Consider the following 20,213-nt stretch of genomic DNA (forward strand, 5'->3'; position numbering starts at 1 on the left):
GAGAACAAGTCGAATTAAAAAAACGGAGCCTAGTGCTCCGTTTTTATTTGTCTTTCCGAAAGAATCTTTTTAATGTTCTCTTTACCAAAACAAATACGGTTAAATAGTCCAACTATTGCCTTTTTCAACCACTCCGTTTTCAGACGCATAAGAATTAATATATGTAAAACTCGACTCAACCTCTTGAGATCGATCTTTTTGATTCAATAAAGCGTTCTTATCAGAGCTCTGATCACAACAGCACTCCTCACAAACTTGCTGTAAAATATGTACTAACCTTTCTCGATTCAGCGGTAGCGGATTGCCTTTAATTGCGACCGATTTTAATGCATCGGCTGACACTTCATCAAACTGAGCGGCACACACACCAAATTCGAGTAGACTTGGTAACTGGAGAGTATTTAATGTTCCAGATAACCAAGAAACGGCCTCTTCCTCTTTAGCCTCTATATTATACGTCACTATTTGAGCAATTCGTTTATAACGTACTAAGATGTCGTCTCGTTTCTGTTCTCTTGCTACGGCAATGTTTTCTAACATTACATATGGCGCTAACCGAGCCGTAATAATACTGTGTGGCGCAGAAATTTTACCACCTAGCGCAGACGCTAAACCATGAGCAGCACCAAGCTTAGCATTAGTGATTGCCATTCCACCAAGCATGGAGGCAAACGCTAGATCACAACGTGCTTGTGGCTCATCATCAATACATGCCCGAACCACAGATGAACTCAATTTACGCAGCCCTTCCTCGCAAATCATATCGGTCAGCGGGTTAGGTTCACCACACACATAGGCTTCCATTAAATGAGTAAATGCATCCATCGCACCACGCCCCGATAGATACAGATTGGTGCCATGAGTTAAAGTAGGGTCAACAATCGCAACGTTCGCCAGCATGTCTGGGCTTCTAAGGCTAACCTTGACTTGATCTTGGCCTGATTTAAGCACCGCATTCTTAGTTACTTCTGCCCCCGTACTAGCCGTTGTTGGAATAGCGATAAACGGAATAGGTTTGGTTTTCAAAGGAACATTACGACCAACCACTTCTACATAGTCGTATAAATTACCTTGATTAGGTAGAACCGCCGCTAAAGCTTTCCCCATATCAATCGCACTGCCTCCACCCATGGCCACTACCATGTCAGGTTTAAATCGACGAGCAGAAATGGCGGCTTCTTCTACCATTTTTATGTTGGGTTCACCTGAGACCGCAATGTGTTGATAACGTATGCTTTGCGCATCAAAGTAATCGGTGACGATTGAAGTTCGTTCTAACGTATTACCAGTAACCAATAGAACACTGTAGCCATATTGATTAAAGAGAGACAATGAAGCCTTTAATGCCCCATCACCAAAGATGATCTTTGTAGATGTCATAAACTGAAACATGGTGCCTCCTGCGCCTATTTATGACTAAACAAAACTGCGAACTCTTGGTATTTGGAATATGACGTTTGTGTTTCAAACATAACCACGATATTGACGTAGTAACATCAGCGAAGAATACAGAGTGTGGTTCTATATCTGTTTCTAAGATGCCTCGTTCTGCAGCTGATTTTTTTGACGAGGTGCAACTTGTCGTATTAAAGACAGATTAAAGTCCTATTTTTAGGGGTAATTCACATTCTTATAGTAAGGGTACTCATCGTCAACATTCACAAGAGACCAGCCATGTTCTTTTTTATGAACATTATTTGCTCTGATAGGCAAAACCTATTGTATTAAGAGGCAATTCCATCTTTATTTCCCTAAGGCATTAGGGCATAGTTGGTTTCAAGAATTTTTGAGTCGTATTCAGTTTAAGAATAGTTGACATATTTTAGGTTAACGAGCCTCATCCCGTATTTAGGAGAAATGAAATGTTTGTAGTTATTTTTGGTCGCCCAGCTTGCCCATTCTGTGTTCGTGCAAAAGAGCATGCTGAAACTCTTAAAGCGAAGCGTGATGATTTCAACTACCGTTATGTTGATATTCACGCTGAAGGCATCAGCAAAGCTGACCTGGAAAAAACTGTAGGTAAGCCGGTAGATACAGTGCCACAAATTTTCATCGACCAAGACCACATTGGCGGTTGCACAGAATTTGAAGCATACGCAAAAGAAAAATTAGGCCTTTTTGACTAAGATAAATTGTCTCTTACGAGCATCGAGGTTAAAGCCTTAAGCAGCTAACCAGTTTACCGTTAGACTGTCAGATTTATATAAAGCCCGCTCCCTGTAGCCAACACCTATCATTTAAGGTGTTTAGATCGCACAGTGTAGCGAGTCTTACTAAAACGAACGGTCCTACCTTTGGGCCGTTTTTGTTTTTCGGGCAAAATATAACGTTTCACTCGCTCTCTCATAGCTCGCAGCTTTTTGGGAATAGAACCTGGAGAAGCGATAGCACACCACATTAGCTCATCTTGAATATCTCGAAGTGCCATCGTAAAGCTTATCCTAAGTGGTGAGACTTCTGCCTCTTTTGCTATTCGGCTAATCTCCAGACGGATTAAGTTATACGCGATAAGGATACCCCATATCTCTTGCTTTACACCCTCTACAGATTGACTGCGGAGCAGAATTTCATCTTCAAGCATGTCATGCTTAATCTCGCCATAACTCTTCTCGATTTCCCACCTTTCGAAGTACACGTCTAATAATGATTTTAAACTGTATTTTCTATCTGTTAGAGAAGTCAGCAGCCCTTGTATATGATTGGGTTGTTGTTCACCATCATCGGGGTATAGAGCCAGCCTAGCTTTCCACGTTTCCGGGAGGCTCGGGTCTTGCTTTCTAGCTTGTGGAGAGACTTTCATCTCTACAATCAGATCTCGCCCATCATCATCGAGTTGCTCGATGGTTTCATACTTCACATTCGACTTTATGGGCGTCATCCAGTGACTTGTCCCATGCTCTCGTTGCCAGTTAAGCATAAGCTCTGCGCTCAGGTAGCAACGGTCAAAAATGGTCAATGAATTCGGGACAGCTGATGAAATTAAATCTTTTGCATAGCTAATTTCACCTTTAGAACTTTCCCCAAAAGCCACATCATGAATAAGTCGACTCCGTAGGGATGTGAGTGCGCACATTCGAACGATTGGATATTCAGTGTGCCTGTCTTTTCGGTAGTAAACATATTGATAATGCTCAGCTAAGCTTGGGTTATCGTGCGTTCTAAACTGTGTGCCATCAATTGAAAATAGGCTCAAACCATTCCATTTATCACCCGCATCTTCCGACTGTGTCCAGTGCTTTGCTGTGATTGAGAATAATGACTCTAAAGGTTTAGCGGTGAGGCGCTTTCTCGCCTGGGGAATCGCACTAGGTGCAATAGACTCACCCAATGAGTTAGACAATTTGAGGTCGAGTTTATCGAGTACATCGGTAATCGGTCTATCTCGATAGAGACCAATACCAACGACTAACCATACAACAAGTTCGGCAGGTAACTTTCTACGACGCATACTCGCTTTGTTCGTTTCAGATAAAGCTTGGTTTATCCAATCTAGCGGAAGGTCTTTTTGGAACAAAGAAAGAGATTCTGGATTAGCAAAATCGTCAACATCGATTAACCAGTGTGACAGCATAAAAAATACCCTTAAACAGAAGTGCTTAAGGGTATTGTCAACCATCTGCAGGATCGTTCAACTGATCAGGAAAATGCTTAAATGATCAGTGTTAGCTCCCTGTAGCGGGCTTTTTCATAACAAGTTTTCGTACCGAATAAGAATCAGGTCAAAATCAAGTAAAATAGCAAAATATCGCTTATAATTTATTTATATTTAGATACAATTCACCTCTCAAACTTACCCTGTGTTTCACGCCAATTATTGAGCGACCACTGTGAATATCGACGTTGTTTTTCTGCTAGAACAAAACCCTATCCTTCTCATCTTTGTTGTTTTATCGATTGGTTTAGCCATTGGTAAAATTCGTTTCGGTAGCCTCCAACTCGGCAACTCAATCGGTGTTCTGATTACTTCCCTTATCATGGGACATCTGGGTTTTTCGTTTAATGCAGATGCGCTCACTATTGGCTTTATGCTCTTCATTTACTGTGTTGGTATCGAAGCCGGGCCTAATTTCTTCGGTATCTTCTTCAGAGACGGTAAGCATTACCTTATTCTTAGCCTTGTCGTACTCTCTACCGCAATTGCTTTAACGTATTTCAGCAGCCACTACCTTGGTTTAGACTTTGGCTTATCAGCAGGCATGATGGCGGGAGCCCTAACGGCAACGCCGATATTAGTTGGTGCTCAAGATGCTCTCAATTCTGGGATTGCAGAATTACCAAGAAATATGGATTTAGGTTTGATCATCGAAAACCTTTCTGTGGGTTATGCGATGGCTTACTTAGTCGGCTTAATCAGTATGATTATGTTCGCTCGCCTCATTCCAAAACTTCAAAAAGTAAACCTGCATGACTCAGCAGAGCAAATCGCTCAAGAACGCGGTCTAGGGGCATCTGGCCAACGTAAGGTTTATCTTCCAATAATTCGTGCTTACCGCGTGGGACCAGAGCTTATATCTTGGACAGACGGTAAGAACCTGCGTGAACTAGGTATCTATCGTCAAACGGGTTGTTACATTGAACGTATTCGCCGTAACGGTATTCTCGCCCACCCTGATGGTGACGCAATTTTGCAAGAAGGCGATGAGATTGCATTGGTAGGCTTCCCTGATAGCCACGCTCGTCTCGACCCAAGCTTCCGTAATGGTAAAGAAGTTTTCGACCGTAACCTTCTCGATCTACGAATCGTAGAAGAAGAGATCGTCGTTAAAAGTGACAATATCGCAGGTAAACGTCTTTCAGATCTCAATCTGTCTGAGTATGGCTGTTTCCTTAACCGCGTAGTTCGAGCTCAAATTGAAATGCCGATGGACTTAAACATCGTGCTTTCCAAAGGCGACGTGCTGCAAGTGAGTGGTGAAAAGAGTCGTGTTCACGGCTTAGCTGAGAAAATTGGTTTCATCTCGATCCACAGCCAAATGGCAGACTTGATGGCTTTCTGTAGCTTCTTCATTCTGGGCATTTTGTTTGGTTTGATCACCATGACATTCGGTCAGGTTTCGTTTGGCTTAGGCAATGCAGTCGGCCTGCTATTGTCGGGGATCATGCTTGGCTTCTTAAGAGCAAACCACCCTACCTTTGGTTACGTACCTCAGGGTGCGTTAAACATGGTCAAAGACCTCGGTTTGATGTTCTTTATGGTCGGTATAGGTTTAAGCGCCGGTGGCAAGATATTCGAGCACTTAACCCAAGTTGGACCACAGGTCATTGGTATTGCTCTGGTGGTGAGTGTTCTACCAGTATTCTTCGCCTACTTGGTCGGCGCTTATGTGCTGAAGATGAACCGAGCTTTATTATTTGGAGCCATCATTGGCGCTCGAACCTGCGCGCCTGCGATGGATATCGTAAACGACCACGCTCGCTCAACCATTCCGGCTCTGGGTTATGCAGGTACCTATGCGATAGCCAATATATTGATGACCTTAGCGGGTACCTTCATCATCATTATTAGCTAATCTCTTAGGTGTTAAGAGCGCTTTAGGTTAGATATTTTTAATGCACTAATTCACCTTTGGATTAGTGCATTTTTATTACTCGTTATATTCTTCTCTTTCCCTATCTTTCTCATCTGTCTTTTAGCTCTCTGCGCATATCAAATCAGCTCGTCATTTTTCTCAAACTACAGATAAAAAAATAGGCGCTCAATGAGCGCCTATTTCGTTTTATTCGATTGTTCGAATTAGATGTCAGCTACATCAAATTCAACCGCTGTATCAACGTCGGCTTCGTAATCCACACCTTCAACACCAAAACCGAATAACTTCAAGAACTCTTCTTTGTACTCGACGTAGTCTGTCAGTTCTTTTAGGTTTTCAGTTGTGATTTGAGGCCATAGGTTACGGCAATGTTCTTGGATGTCGTCACGAAGTTCTAGGTCGTCTAGGCGTAGACGGTTCACTTCATCAACTTCTGCAGCGCTACCGTCTTCTTTGTATAGACGTTGGCTGAACATGCGGAAGATCTGTTCCATACAACCTTCGTGGATACCTTCTTCACGCATCTTCTTGAACACCATAGCGATGTAAAGAGGCATAACAGGGATAGCCGAGCTTGCTTGAGTCACAACAGACTTAAGAACAGCAACGTTTGCTGTACCGCCAGTTTGGCCTAGCTTCTCGTTTAGCACTGATGCTGCACGGTCTAGATCCATCTTCGCTTTACCTAGCGCGCCATCCCAGTAGATTGGCCACGTTAGTTCAGTACCGATGTAGCTGTAAGCAACTGTCTTACAACCGTCAGCTAGAACACCAGCTTCTGAAAGTGCGTTGATCCAAAGTTCCCAATCTTCACCGCCCATTACAGTAACAGTGTCTTTAATCTCTTCTTCAGTAGCAGGCTCTACGCTTGCTTCAATGATCAGGTCTTTGTTCGTATCAACAGCCGTTGATGTGTATGTTTCACCGATAGGTTTTAGAGCTGAACGAATCACTTCACCAGTCTCTGGCATTTTACGCACTGGAGATGCCAGTGAGTACACAACCATATCGATTTGGCCTAGATCTTCTTTGATCAGGTCAATTGTTTTCTGTTTCGCTTCGTTAGAGAAAGCATCACCATTAAGGCTCTTTGAATACAGGCCTTCTTCTTTAGCAAGCTTGTCGAACGCTGCTGAGTTGTAATAACCAGCTGTGCCCGGCTTTTTCTCAGTACCGGCTTTCTCGAAGAAAACACCGATAGTTGAAGCGCCGCCACCAAATGCAGCCGCAATACGTGAAGACAAGCCGTAGCCACTTGAAGAGCCAACAACTAATACACGTTTAGGTGCGTTTGCGATTGGGCCTTGAGCTTTTGTGTAAGCAATTTGTTCTTTTACATTAGCTTCACAACCGACTGGATGTGTTGTAGTACAGATGAATCCGCGAATTCGAGGTTTGATGATCATATTCAACTTCCTTAAAAAATCAGGTTAAGGATAAAAGTTTCGTACGCAAATGGCATCTAATTTCTGTAAAAATGTGGTGAAAATGCAAGTGGTTGGAGCACTCAACTGATATTTGCTGACTAAGTCACCATTTGTTAACGCATCTATTGCGACTTCTGCGACAAAAACAAAAAAGGCACCTTATTAGGTAACACTGATCATTTAAGCATTTTCCTGATCAGTTGAACGATCCTGCAGATGGTTGACAATACCCTTAAGCACTTCTGTTTAAGGGTATTTTTTATGCTGTCACACTGGTTAATCGATGTTGACGATTTTGCTAATCCAGAATCTCTTTCTTTGTTCCAAAAAGACCTTCCGCTAGATTGGATAAACCAAGCTTTATCTGAAACGAACAAAGCGAGTATGCGTCGTAGAAAGTTACCTGCCGAACTTGTTGTATGGTTAGTCGTTGGTATTGGTCTCTATCGAGATAGACCGATTACCGATGTACTCGATAAACTCGACCTCAAATTGTCTAACTCATTGGGTGAGTCTATTGCACCTAGTGCGATTCCCCAGGCGAGAAAGCGCCTCACCGCTAAACCTTTAGAGTCATTATTCTCAATCACAGCAAAGCACTGGACACAGTCGGAAGATGCGGGTGATAAATGGAATGGTTTGAGCCTATTTTCAATTGATGGCACACAGTTTAGAACGCACGATAACCCAAGCTTAGCTGAGCATTATCAATATGTTTACTACCGAAAAGACAGGCACACTGAATATCCAATCGTTCGAATGTGCGCACTCACATCCCTACGGAGTCGACTTATTCATGATGTGGCTTTTGGGGAAAGTTCTAAAGGTGAAATTAGCTATGCAAAAGATTTAATTTCATCAGCTGTCCCGAATTCATTGACCATTTTTGACCGTTGCTACCTGAGCGCAGAGCTTATGCTTAACTGGCAACGAGAGCATGGGACAAGTCACTGGATGACGCCCATAAAGTCGAATGTGAAGTATGAAACCATCGAGCAACTCGATGATGATGGGCGAGATCTGATTGTAGAGATGAAAGTCTCTCCACAAGCTAGAAAGCAAGACCCGAGCCTCCCGGAAACGTGGAAAGCGAGGCTGGCTCTATACCCCGATGATGGTGAACAACAACCCAATCATATACAAGGGCTGCTGACTTCTCTAACAGATAGAAAATACAGTTTAAAATCATTATTAGACGTGTACTTCGAAAGGTGGGAAATCGAGAAGAGTTATGGCGAGATTAAGCATGACATGCTTGAAGATGAAATTCTGCTCCGCAGTCAATCTGTAGAGGGTGTAAAGCAAGAGGTATGGGGTATCCTTATCGCGTATAACTTAATCCGTCTGGAGATTAGCCGAATAGCAAAAGAGGCAGAAGTCTCACCACTTAGGATAAGCTTTACGATGGCACTTCGAGATATTCAAGATGAGCTAATGTGGTGTGCTATCGCTTCTCCAGGTTCTATTCCCAAAAAGCTGCGAGCTATGAGAGAGCGAGTGAAACGTTATATTTTGCCCGAAAAACAAAAACGGCCCAAAGGTAGGACCGTTCGTTTTAGTAAGACTCGCTACACTGTGCGATCTAAACACCTTAAATGATAGGTGTTGCCTTATTAGGTGCCTTTTATCGTTTCTTTATCTAAGCAACGCTATTTAGCTTAGGTTTTAACTCTTTTCGCGTCAAAGTTTCACTAAAGTCATGACTGAAGTGGTCAACTTGAATCGCGGTGTAACGCAGTTTATCAGCAGCGACAATTTGGTCGACTTCTTCTTGCGTTAGAACATCGGCAGCAAGTGCTTGAGCCAGTTTGTCGGCCAGCAAGCCTTTACGAGCCACTTTGCCTTCTTTCACTGCTTTGAAGATCTTACGTTCCAGAGGCTTGATGCTGTACATCGCGTTAAAAGCGTTCTCCATAAGACCAATACTGTCATCCTCTTCCTTGCCGATGTAGCAAAGATGAGTCAGACGTTCACGGTGCGCTCCCGGAGTCATCAAGCTTTCAGCTAATTGAACCGTTAGATTGTCACTCGGTTTTTCAAAGTGGTTACCTACAGGGAAAACTAAACCTTTCAGCACTTTCCCAACCATCTTGTTAGGGAAGTTACGGTACGCTTCTTGTAGTGACTTAGCCGCATTGTGGAAACAGTGTTGAACTGCGTAGTGTACGTAGTCTAGATCAGCTTGTTGACGACCTTCATCCTCGTACTTCTTAAGCGCAGCCGAAGCCATGTATAGGTAACTTAGGCCATCGCCCAAACGTGCAGAGATAAGTTCTTTACGTTTCAGCTCACCACCTAGCGTCAGCATTGCGAAATCCGCACTGACAGCAAGCGCACGGCTCAAACGAGTTAGATCTTGGTAGTAAGGTTTCGTTGGACCACTCATGTCGGCTTTAATAAATTTAGAGCCAGTTAATGCTGCACCAAAAGCACCGAATGTGTTCTTAGTTGCGTGTGAGATATGCTTGAACAACAAGCTATCAAAGTCTTTTGCACCTTGCTTCTCATCTGGGTTCGCAGCCGCTTCCATTTCGCTCAATACGTATGGGTGACAACGTGTCGCACCTTGACCGAAGATCATCAGGTTACGAGTTAGAATGTTCGCACCTTCTACTGTGATTGCAACTGGAATACCTAGGTAAGGCGCAGCCAAGTAGTTCATTGGGCCATCTTGAATTGCACGACCTGAATGGGTATCCATTGAGTCATTCAAAATAGTACGTGCCATTTCTGTCATGTGATATTTCGCGATAGCCGTTACGATACCCGGCTTCTCTTTCATATCAAGTGAAGTGGTTGTCAGTGTACGAGTCGCTTCTAATAGATACGTTAAGCCACCAATACGGCCTAGGCTCTCTGCAACACCTTCAAACTTACCAATCGACATACCGAACTGCTTACGAACATAAGCGTACGCACCGGTCGTTTTCGCTGTTAGGTGGCCCATCGCCGTGCCAAGTGCGGGTAATGAGATACCGCGACCTGCAGACAGACATTCCACCAGCATACGCCAGCCTTTACCTGCGTAATCTGCGCCACCGATTAGCCATTCCATAGGAATAAATACATCGTGACCGCGTGTTGGACCATTCATAAACGCAAGACCAAGTGGATCATGACGCTCACCGATCACAACACCTTCGTGGTCTGCTGGGATAAGCGCACAAGTGATACCGATGTCTTCTTTGTCACCCAGTAGCTTTTCTGGATCGTGCAGTTTGAAAGCCAGGCCAAGTACCGTAGCCACTGGTGCTAGCGTAATGTAACGCTTGTTCCAGTTAAGCTTGATGCCAAGTGTCTCTTTGCCTTCGTGCATACCCATACACACAGTGCCTACATCAGGGATACCGCCTGCATCAGAACCCGCTTCAGGGCCTGTTAATGCGAAACATGGTATATCTGTACCGTCAGCTAGACGTGGAAGCCAGTAATCTTTTTGAGCTTGAGTACCGTAGTGAGACAGTAGCTCACCAGGCCCAAGAGAGTTTGGAACCATTACCGAAACCGCAGTACTGATACTGCGAGTCGCAATCTTAGTTACGATAGTAGAGTTTGCGTGCGCTGAAAATTCACGACCGCCGTATCCTTTCGCAATAATTAACGAGAAGAAACGCTCTTTGCGTAAGAAGTTCCAAACTTCCTCGGGAAGGTCTCGGTCTTCTTTTACAATTTGGTGGTCATCAAGCATAGCGAGCAGGGTCTCAAGTTCATTGTCCATGAACGATTGCTCTTCTGCTGTTAGCTGAGGTTTTGGATATTGATGCAGCTTAGTGAAATCTGGTTTACCAGAAAACAGCTCTCCGTCCCACCAAACACTACCCGCTTCCATCGCTTCTTTCTCGGTGCTAGATAGTGGTGGTAGTACTTTTTTAAAGAGTTTAAAAGCTGGGTCACTTACCCATTTTTGTCTTAGAGAGCTCATAGTTCAGATCCTTTTGTTCACTATATTGTTTGTGAATATTTTACTTTTTATTGTTTTATTCTTTTGCTGACATACCAGCGGCTAAATATGGAATGAGAATATCGACCACTGATTTCGCATCTATCTTTCTGTCATAGTCATTCTCTGCAATTTCTATGAGGGCTTGGCTAGATGCCATGGTGAACACACAAGTCCCTAGGGTGAAGTGCAATCGCCAAAATAACTGTTCTTGAGTAAGGTTCGGATTCGCCTTCATTACTGATGTCGTAAACAAAGAAAGTACTTCGCTATAACGAGTAGTAATAAACCAACGCAGGTGCCCTTGCACATCCGTATAGCCTCTACCGATAAGCAACATGAAGCGACTCGTACCGTTTGGTCTAACATCGTTGAGTGCTCTTAATGGCTGTCTTAAAGACTCAAACACGTCACTCATAGAATACGTTTCGTTCAAGTTTAAGTTCACTAGCGCATCTTGTAGAGCTGGCATGAATGCCTCTAAGTACCGATTGAGTACCGCACGAACCAGAGTTTTCTTATCGCCAAAGTGGTAATTCACTGAAGCTAAATTGACATTGGCTTTACCCGTAATGGTACGTAAAGAGGTGTCATTAAAACCGTGCTCAGCGAATAAGCCTTCAGCCACATCTAAGATTTTGTCTTTGGTTGTACTTCTTGGTGCCATTTCAATCACTCGTATTAAACAACTGTTTGAAATATACTCTTAGTACATTTATTTAACAAGCAAGCAACATCACATTTTCACAAATTGGTCGTACCAGTTGGAAGAAGTCGACACTAACCAATTGAATCGATGTGTGTTTACAAAAAAAGGAAAAATTAATGAATTTTCTTGGAACTGAAATAGAAATGGAGGGTCATAAATTAAGTAGAAAACAGAGTATTTAGAAGTTTAACAGGCCGTCAAACTTGTTCTTCTCACTGCTTTCTTAATTACTGCATTTTCCTTATTAACTCCTATACTTGTATCCGCCCAAACCGTGTTGGTTTGGGCTTTTTTTTGTTTGTTGTTTAGAGTGAAACCTTACTTGCCCTTCTTCACAGCTACAACTACAAACTAAACAGCGCGATCGATTCTTTATATATTGTCATTTTTTACTGAAAATCGAACTACCACGCTTGGCACATTGCTATCACTGAGATACGTATTTCAAACAACCCCCTAACCAACGTTTATCAATCTCTGCCCAAGCCGAATTCTAGCCTTGCATTTATTTTCAACACATCTACTCGAAGCTTACCACCTGTCACAACTGGTAAATTAATCAATAGCGATAGAGACTTACATTCGAAATAAAGCCAACAAACTTAGCAATTTCTAGCAGATGTCCTAAGCTTCGTTTAATACCCTTCTCAATTAAGTAGTTAAACGCTAGTTGAGAGGAGGCGGGAGCTTTTAAAAGTAGAAGGAGACCTACTTTGAGACTGTTTAAATTACCCATCATCTGTTGCTTAGCTATTGCAACCCCACTCTCTGCTCAGACTTTAGAACAGGCCGTTGCCATTACCTTGGCTACCAATCCTGAGATAAAAAGTATTTTTAATGAGTTTGTGAGTGTACAAAAACGAAACGATGCCGCAGGTGGTGCTTATAGGCCGAGTATCGATCTTGATGCTGGTATTGGCTATGAAGGCATAAACCCTGCGCCAAACAACGGTCCTGATACCGATCTCACACGAAAGGAAGCCACCATATCCCTCACTCAGTTGTTGTGGGATGGTTCGTCGACTCTCAATGATATTGACCGTACTGCCGCAGAAGCGGAATCGGTTCGCTTACAATTACTCGCAGATGCCGAAGACAAAGCGCTAGAGGTCACACAGATCTACCTGGATGCAGTCAAAGCAACTGAAGTTTTAGCCCTTTCGGAAAGTAACCTTGCTATCCACAAGAAAATCTATAAAGACATCAAAAAACGAGCAGCCTCAGGCATAGGCTCAACCGCAGATGTATCTCAAGTAGAAGCTAGGATTGCAAAAGCGCACGGCAATTTATTAGCCGCACAGAACAACCTAATTGATACCCACACTCAATTTAGAAGAATAGTGGGTCAAGAACCGCTTGGCTTAGTTTACCCAAGAGCCGATATTTCTATGATTCCTCTGTCATTATCAGACGCCCTTGTTAATGCTCTGGACCAACACCCGGTAATCAAAGTCGCAACTGCAGATGTCGATTCGGCGCACTTCCAGTACAAACAATCAAAAGGGGTTAACTACCCGACTTTCTCTATCGAGGCATCTCAATCATGGCGCGATGATGCGGGAGGCGATGAAGGTTCGAGCCAAGAGACGTTGGCAATGTTAAGAATGCGATACAACCTCTACAACGGTGGTACCGATAGTGCTAATTCAGAAGCTGCAGCTTACCAACTTAATAAAGCGAAGGATCTAAGAGATCGTGCTTATCGACAAGTGGAAGAAGGCCTTCGCCTATCTTGGAGTGCATTGGATCTGACGTTGCAACAAAAGAACTTCTTGTCTGATCACGTGGATTCGGCGTCAGAAACCGTTATCGCTTATGAGAAACAATATCGAATCGGCAAACGTACACTCCTTGACCTGCTTAACACTGAAAACGAATTGTTTGAAGCCCGTAAAGATTACTTAGATGCGCATTACTCTGAACAGTACGCTAAATACCGTGTAATGAACGCGACAGGCTCTCTATTGAACGCTCTACTGGTCGACATTCCAGACGAGTGGACAACGGCCGTGGAGTATTAATGATGAAAATACCTTACTTATTGCTTTCCGCATTAACGATAACGCTATGTGCATGCTCTAGCCAAAATGAAGAGCCCTATATAGAAACGCCAGAAGCGGAGCAAATTTCAGACCTGCAAGACGATGATAATGATGGGGTGGTCAATGCACGAGATACCTGCCCAAGTACACCTAGAGCGTCATTAGTTGATAATGAAGGTTGTGGCGAGACTATACGCTCAGAAGAAATCAGACAGCTGAACATCCTTTTCGCCAATGACTCTTATGAAGTTAACCCTATCTTCTCAGATCAAATCACTACCATGGCTGAGTTCTTAGAAACCTACCAAAGTGCATCGATAGAAATTCAAGGTTACGCCAGTAAAGTCGGCGCGAGTGAATACAACTTAGAGTTATCAAAGAAGCGCGCTCACCACGTTGAAGATGAATTATTGTCGAATGGTATAGACCCGAGCCGAGTAAGAGCTGTCGGTTACGGTGAAAACCGCTTAGAGAGCGATGGCAACGATGCTACTTCTCATGCACTGAACCGTCGAGTAACAGCAACGGTTGTCGGGCTCAATGAGCAGATCGTCGAGGAGTGGACCATATTTACCACGCTAGAAAAATAACATGACACTGTCACTCTGGTCATCCAAAACGATCCGCAATTCATGCCGATCAAAATAATGAGTTGAATCTAGGAGTTTTAGATCATCAATAACTAACCAAAGTAAAAATACTAGCAGTTAGGATCAATAAAGCCGTGATAGGAAACCCTATCACGGCTTTTTTGTTCTTTGCTGTCACATGAATCGGGGAGGATGATTCTGTGACTCGTCTTGCTACTCAGAAGTTAGCTTGTTAATCAGTGAATAGGCTCGCCGTTAAACGAGCCTACCGCTGATTATAGTTTTACTTCTTGTTGCTTTGCTGTTTTCGGTAAAGAAACGCTTAGCAGGAAGTAACCTAGAATTGCAGCTGTTGTAGATCCCATCAGGATGCCTAGTCGAGCTAGTGTGTCAAACTCTACATTCGTTGGGCCAAACGCTAACGAAGAGATAAAGATAGACATTGTAAAACCAATACCACACAGGACAGATACTGCGAAGATGTTCATAAAGTTCACACCTTCAGGGAGCTTAGCAACACCCAATTTCACCGCACCCCAGCTGAATGCAAAGATACCAAGAGGCTTACCAATCAATAGACCCATAGCGATACCAAGCGGTAGCATACCTGTTAGGCTTGAGATTGAGATACCTTCCAATGAAATACCTGCGTTTGCAAAAGCAAAGACTGGCAAGATTGCAAAAGCGACGTATGGGTGCAGAGCATGTTCTAGATGCTTCAGCGGAGAATGTTCACCTTTATTGCCTTTCAGTGGGATAGCAAAACCAATCACTACACCAGCCAGCGTTGCATGAACACCAGACTTCAATACTGCAAACCACAGAATTGCACCAACAATGAGATACACACTCAGCTTAGTTACATGCTTGTTGTTTAGCATGAACAGCACACCCGTTGCGATGAAACCAACCGTTAGCGCAAGCGTTGATAGGTCGCCTGAGTAGAACAGTGCAATGATAACAACAACGCCAAGGTCATCGATAATTGCTAAAGCCAATAGGAACACCTTCAAGCTAACCGGTACACGGTTACCAAGAAGCGCCATGATACCTAATGCGAATGCAATATCAGTTGCCGCTGGGATAGCCCAACCTTGAAGCGCTTCTGGGTTACTTGAGTTAAATAGCACGTAAATAAGTGCCGGAGCTAGCATACCGCCAACGGCTGCGATAGCTGGGAAGATTGCTGTCTCTTTAGATTTTAATGCACCTTCTAAAAGCTCACGCTTAACCTCTAAGCCGATTAGAAGGAAGAACACTGCCATTAAGCCATCGTTAATCCAGTGAGACACAGACATACCCAAAACGTAACTATGTAATACGCCTTGGTACATTTCGTTCAGTGGTGAGTTTGCTACAAACATTGCGATCGCCGCAGCGATGACTAGTATGATGCCGCCAGCAGATTCCATTTTAAAGAAGTCACGGATGACGTCGGTCATGATTTCGCCCTTATATTTATTATTTAAATAAACGAATAACAAAGAATAGCCATGAGTTTATATCCAAGCTTTCTCGATAGATAATCACTTCTTCGGATGTTTAACTTCGGTTTTTCCTACAAATACTAAACAATACGTCGTATATTCCATAATGTTATTATGTCACATAAATTAAGTATAGATGAGATAGCCGAGTCTGTATGCACATTTAGTTTAAGCTTTTTAGAAACCTCAAGCATAAAAAAGGCTATCAAATGATAGCCTTAGGTGTTTTTCAGTAGCCGGTTAACTGCATAAAGCCCGTCGCTTCATGGCTTCCGCTGGCCATTATTGGCCCTTCCCAATATGGTATGACAAATGGAAGCCACATATCTCTGCGTTTAATGCGCGTCGTGAGATTGATATTGTGCTGTGGCACGTTGATTATCCATTGAAGGGGCATTCTTCTGCCATTCAATAACGTTGTGTTCTGCAGAGGCTTGATAGAGATATCAGAGTCTGTTAAGTGATAAACCTTACCTGAGCGAGTTGCCAATGTACCAAAAACATAAGGCAATTGTTGGTTGTGACGATAGCGATTGATACTTAACGCGGTGCCATCATCAAGATTAAACACAAACCAATCCCAACCTTGTTGACCCACTCCAAGTAAGCCACTGCCCCACTCTTTATGCACCCACGCCGTACCTTCAACTTCTTTGGTAACACCATCAAGGTTCAACACTCCACTCAATGATAAAAAGGGTGCGCTAAAGTTGTAAGAAGCGACAGGTAGTAGATCGTGTTTTTTCTGATAGCCATTGTCCCCGTTAAGCACGTATGGCCCTTTAGCCACAGTGTCCAACTCGAGACCAAATGTATCGGTTTTGACTTGAAGACGGCCAGGAAACGGCGTATTACCCAATGCTCGCCAGTTCCAATTATCAATCCAAATTCTAAACGGTCGATTTGTCATTCCCGCTTGACCAATGCCACCACGAGCTAAACGTTGCTCTTTCCAAACTTTCATCTCAGAAGAGATCACTACATTTGAAATATAGATTTGCGGGCTTTGCCACCCCGGAGTTTCGCGTTCATCTGTTGCGATACGAAAGAAACTCCATTGAACCGAGTACTTTTTACCATCTTTCCCTTTTAGGGACGCAAAATAATGCCACCATTCGTGTTGAAACTCTGGATGAAATTGGAAATCTCGCGGCAGAGAAACCGTTCTATCGGGTAACACTGGTTCAAATACATTGAAATGCTCACTGACCAGTACCGAGTTAACTTCATTGACGCCCTTTTCACCGACGTCAACGAAATAGGAGTAGTAAGCCCAGATACTTAAAAGCGCACCAAAGAAGCAGATCAACAATACAGAAGAGATCAATCGGTGCCTGAATTTAATTGAATTATCGCGTTGAAGCATATTAAAGCGCATCCCTTAATGATTTCATCGGTGTGTTCCGAATCATTCTCATCACCGGTAAAGCACCAGCAAGCATTAATGCTGCCATGGCCCATGCAAATGTCACTAAATAATCCCATGGAATCACTTGTAACTCGAGTGACCAACCAAAAGATTGCTTAATCACGATATCCACGATCAAGCTCGCTAACGCTAAGCCAAGCGGAATGGCGATTAGTGAGGAAATAAGTCCAAATACAAACAACTGTAAACTACCAGTTAGGATCAGCTCTTTAGCCGAAACTCCCAAACAACGCTGTAATGAAATATGCCTTTGACGCGATACCTCGCCCGCAACAGTCGCAAAGAAGATACCGAAAACCGCAATCACTAAAGTGATGTTGCCTAGAGTGTCGGCAATAGCGAAAGTTCTATCAAACACACGCATCGCTTGGCTATGGATATTGTTATTATCGAAAATACGTTCCGACCCCAGCCTGAATACATTCTCTAGTCGGCTACGTAAGCCTATTGCATTCACGTCGTCTTTTAAAATGACGCCAAGCCCCACATTACCCCTGCCAGCAAAACCATACAGCCAGTTTCGATGGGACATCATTACTTGATGGTAAGGATTACCATAATCGTAATACACACCCACAACCTGCCAACCAGAGCCTAGGCTGTCATAAAGATCAATGTAGTCACCAGGACGAATACCCAGTTTCAAAGACATAGATTCACTGATCAATACGCCTTTAGAATGATGCAAGTGATACCAATAATTCGGAATACCTAACTTAATCGTTAGTGCTTCTAGTTCACCTTCTGATGGGCCAGTACTAACAACTTGAATACTGCCTACAGGTGAAGCGACGTCTTTTTCCCAACGCCACCACACAGAATCCACTTCAGGTTGATCTGACAACCAGTTGCTCATGCGAGCAGCGGCATTGTTAGTTGGGTATATATAGAGATCAGCGGCCAAACGCTGCGTTAGCCATTTATCCGTAGTATCTCTGAAACTGCCCACCATGGTTTCAACGCCAATATTAGCTGTTAACGCCAACATAAAGGCCATTGTCGCCACACCACGATAGCTCATACTCGAGGCTGCATCAGCAAAGAACCAACGAGCACGAACCCAACGCAAAGAGTAAGACAAACTATTGAACAGCTTCCACATCAAGAATGGCGTAAACAACGCGACACTCACCAGCATCAGGGCAATAATTGCAAAACCCGTTTCTTGGGTTTGGGGCGCTTGATACACAGCAACCGCAGCGACACAGAACCCACAACCCATTAAGGCTTGCCAAGTAAACTCGGTGCCAGCGAAGCGCATTAATGACAGTCGAGAGGTCAAACGAATAGGCTGAGATTTAAGCAAACGTACCAACGGCCAAGCGCACGCTAAGAATGCCCCAAGTAATGCCATTAATAAGCTGTAACCACTCCAACGCCAACTCCAGCTCAGCGTTAAGCCCACATTAGCATCATAAAGATCGCCCAAGCTTGAAGAAACTGCAGGTAACAGTTGATTCGCGAGCATCAAGCCAAAAATATTGCCGCATATCCAGCTGAGTAAAACTAAGATCAATAGCTCTAAACAAAGCGCTTTCGCAAGTTGCCAACCGGACACACCTGTTTGTCTTAATATTCCAACTAACGGCTGACGTTGAATAAATGAAAGCGACATCGCTTGATAAAAAATAAACAAGCCCACCACAAACGACAACATACCCATGGCGGTTAAGTTCAAGTGGAAGGCACTGGTAAGAGATTCCAGCTCCGCCTTTGAACTACGAGTAATCGTTAATCCATTTGGTAGCATGTTCTTAAGACGCTCAAACTTTTCAGTTGGCATATCTGAACACGCAATCACCGAAAGCCCTGCACTGCGTTTTAGCATTCTGAGCAATGAGATATCCGCAATCAGGCGAGTACCATTAATAATATTGTCTTGATCGACAGCCACTGGCCCTAACTCAGATCCATCCATCAGATGGATGTAGTCGCCGTGTTTCCATTCCATGTGTTCAGCGAGATCATCACTGACTAGGATCGGGTATGGCGGTTTCATTAGATTTAAGGTAGTGAGATCTTTTAATGCAACACCCGGCTGTAGCTGAAGCATAGACACAGGGTCTAAGCCAATTAGCATGAAGTTCGCGCCGTTTTCATCAGTGATACGATGGTGGTCAAAAGGAGAGCACTGTTGAAAGCCTTCACGGCGAAGTTGGATATAAAAACCTTGCGGGATTTTATTAGCGTTGTGTTTTGGTCGAATACGATAAGGAAGAGGATTCGAAAAAAGTTTCTCGCCATGCGCATAGCTTTGCTTGGCGTGTTGGTTGATGGCAGTAACACCAACCAAAAGTGATACGCCAAGGGTTAAACCAAGCCATACCAAAATAATCTGAAGTGGGTAACGTCGATAGTGACCGAGTAGTGCCTTAACTACGGGCCATGACATGCAGTTGCCCTCCTTGTAGACGGATACGACCATCCATATGGAGCGCTACTTTTTCACTGTGCGTCACCAATAATAAGGTACACTCTAACTGACGAGCCAAAGAAGTAAGCAAACGCATTACCGCTTCCGCATTACGTTCATCTAAGCTTCCTGTTGGTTCATCGGCCAACAAAATTTTAGGTTCCATATACAAAGCACGAGCAATTGCCGCACGTTGTTGTTGGCCACCAGACGCCTCTTCAGGATAACGCCCCAGTAAAGGCATAAGGTCTAAAGCAGAAAGAATTTGTCTCCAGAGTCCTTTATCTTCTGGTAAACCCTTTAATTGACGGCAAAAGCGAATGTTATCGGCAATATTAAGCGTTGGCAGTAAGTTGAATTACTGGAAGATATGGCCAATATTATTTCGGCGATAAGCAGTACGATCACGTTCAGTGGAGGCGTGCATGTTGAAATGAGGAAAAGCAATTTCACCTGAGTCTGCTAGGTCTAAACCCGCGATAAGATTCAATAATGTACTTTTCCCTGAACCGCTTTCTCCCATTAATGCGAGTTGATCGCCTTGGTTTAATGTTAACTCAGCACCTTGCAAAACAGGGTGGAACTCCCCCCCGTCGACATAGCCTTTACATAGGTCTGACAGCTTTAACATTAAACAGCTCACAT

Annotated in this window: 13 protein-coding genes and 1 pseudogene; 5 read left to right on the plus strand and 9 right to left on the minus strand. The window is 43.6% G+C overall.

The window, feature by feature from the left end; all coding sequences use genetic code 11:
- Nucleotides 1-99: 99 nt before the first annotated feature.
- Nucleotides 100-1,392 carry an iron-containing alcohol dehydrogenase gene (locus OCW38_RS08920; protein WP_010441470.1) on the minus strand — a complete coding sequence of 431 codons (1,293 nt, stop codon included), beginning with the start codon at nt 1,390-1,392 and terminating at the stop codon, nt 100-102.
- A 470-nt stretch (nt 1,393-1,862) separates the two neighbouring features.
- Between OCW38_RS08920 and OCW38_RS08925 the strand changes: the two genes are divergently transcribed.
- Entirely contained in the window at nt 1,863-2,126 is a 264-nt protein-coding gene (locus tag OCW38_RS08925; protein WP_261893760.1) for a GrxA family glutaredoxin, read from the plus strand.
- 107 nt (nt 2,127-2,233) lie between these two features.
- On the opposite strand, the gene OCW38_RS08930 is transcribed toward OCW38_RS08925, so the two are convergent.
- Nucleotides 2,234-3,571, minus strand: a complete 1,338-nt coding sequence (locus OCW38_RS08930) for an IS4 family transposase (protein WP_261893762.1) — start codon at nt 3,569-3,571, stop codon at nt 2,234-2,236.
- Between the two features lie 256 nt (nt 3,572-3,827).
- Here OCW38_RS08930 and OCW38_RS08935 point away from each other — a divergent pair, with 256 nt between their 5' ends.
- Nucleotides 3,828-5,510 carry an aspartate:alanine antiporter gene (locus OCW38_RS08935; RefSeq protein ID WP_010441471.1) on the plus strand — a complete coding sequence of 561 codons (1,683 nt, stop codon included), beginning with the start codon at nt 3,828-3,830 and terminating at the stop codon, nt 5,508-5,510.
- A gap of 224 nt (nt 5,511-5,734) precedes the next feature.
- On the opposite strand, the gene fabV is transcribed toward OCW38_RS08935, so the two are convergent.
- Nucleotides 5,735-6,937: an enoyl-ACP reductase FabV gene (fabV, locus tag OCW38_RS08940; protein ID WP_010441474.1), complete on the minus strand. Its 1,203-nt coding sequence runs from the start codon at nt 6,935-6,937 to the stop codon at nt 5,735-5,737.
- Nucleotides 6,938-7,219: 282 nt separating this feature from the next.
- Between fabV and OCW38_RS08945 the strand changes: the two genes are divergently transcribed.
- Nucleotides 7,220-8,557, plus strand: coding sequence for an IS4 family transposase (locus OCW38_RS08945; RefSeq protein WP_261893540.1), 1,338 nt, complete (start codon nt 7,220-7,222; stop codon nt 8,555-8,557).
- 40 nt (nt 8,558-8,597) lie between these two features.
- Here OCW38_RS08945 and OCW38_RS08950 read toward each other — a convergent pair whose 3' ends face one another.
- Together OCW38_RS08950 and OCW38_RS08955 are read right to left on the minus strand one after the other, a co-directional pair.
- The gene (locus OCW38_RS08950; RefSeq protein ID WP_261893765.1) at nt 8,598-10,880 is read right to left on the minus strand and encodes an acyl-CoA dehydrogenase; all 2,283 of its coding nucleotides are present in this window, start codon (nt 10,878-10,880) and stop codon (nt 8,598-8,600) included.
- Nucleotides 10,881-10,935: 55 nt separating this feature from the next.
- Nucleotides 10,936-11,565, minus strand: coding sequence for a TetR/AcrR family transcriptional regulator (locus OCW38_RS08955; protein WP_010441478.1), 630 nt, complete (start codon nt 11,563-11,565; stop codon nt 10,936-10,938).
- 755 nt (nt 11,566-12,320) lie between these two features.
- Between OCW38_RS08955 and OCW38_RS08960 the strand changes: the two genes are divergently transcribed.
- Nucleotides 12,321-13,628 carry a TolC family outer membrane protein gene (locus tag OCW38_RS08960; RefSeq protein ID WP_010441480.1) on the plus strand — a complete coding sequence of 436 codons (1,308 nt, stop codon included), beginning with the start codon at nt 12,321-12,323 and terminating at the stop codon, nt 13,626-13,628.
- Entirely contained in the window at nt 13,628-14,239 is a 612-nt protein-coding gene (locus OCW38_RS08965) for an OmpA family protein (RefSeq protein WP_261893768.1), read from the plus strand. Before OCW38_RS08960 ends, OCW38_RS08965 begins: the two co-directional genes overlap by 1 nt.
- A 275-nt stretch (nt 14,240-14,514) precedes the next feature.
- On the opposite strand, the gene nhaA is transcribed toward OCW38_RS08965, so the two are convergent.
- The 4 genes and pseudogenes from nhaA to OCW38_RS08985 form a co-directional block, all read right to left on the minus strand.
- Nucleotides 14,515-15,681 carry a Na+/H+ antiporter NhaA gene (nhaA, locus tag OCW38_RS08970; protein ID WP_010441484.1) on the minus strand — a complete coding sequence of 389 codons (1,167 nt, stop codon included), beginning with the start codon at nt 15,679-15,681 and terminating at the stop codon, nt 14,515-14,517.
- Between the two features lie 274 nt (nt 15,682-15,955).
- On the minus strand, nt 15,956-17,104 hold the full coding sequence (locus tag OCW38_RS08975; protein ID WP_016784577.1) for a lipocalin-like domain-containing protein: 1,149 nt from the start codon (nt 17,102-17,104) through the stop codon (nt 15,956-15,958).
- The gene (locus OCW38_RS08980; protein ID WP_010441487.1) at nt 17,094-19,547 is read right to left on the minus strand and encodes an ABC transporter permease; all 2,454 of its coding nucleotides are present in this window, start codon (nt 19,545-19,547) and stop codon (nt 17,094-17,096) included. The genes OCW38_RS08975 and OCW38_RS08980 overlap by 11 nt, the downstream gene beginning before the upstream one ends.
- Nucleotides 19,528-20,199, minus strand: a pseudogene (locus tag OCW38_RS08985) (ABC transporter ATP-binding protein). The gene OCW38_RS08980 and the pseudogene OCW38_RS08985 overlap by 20 nt, the downstream one beginning before the upstream one ends.
- Between the last annotated feature and the right edge of the window lie 14 nt (nt 20,200-20,213).

It is taken from the genome of Vibrio cyclitrophicus, assembly GCF_024347435.1.
Classification (GTDB): Bacteria; Pseudomonadota; Gammaproteobacteria; order Enterobacterales; family Vibrionaceae; genus Vibrio; species Vibrio cyclitrophicus.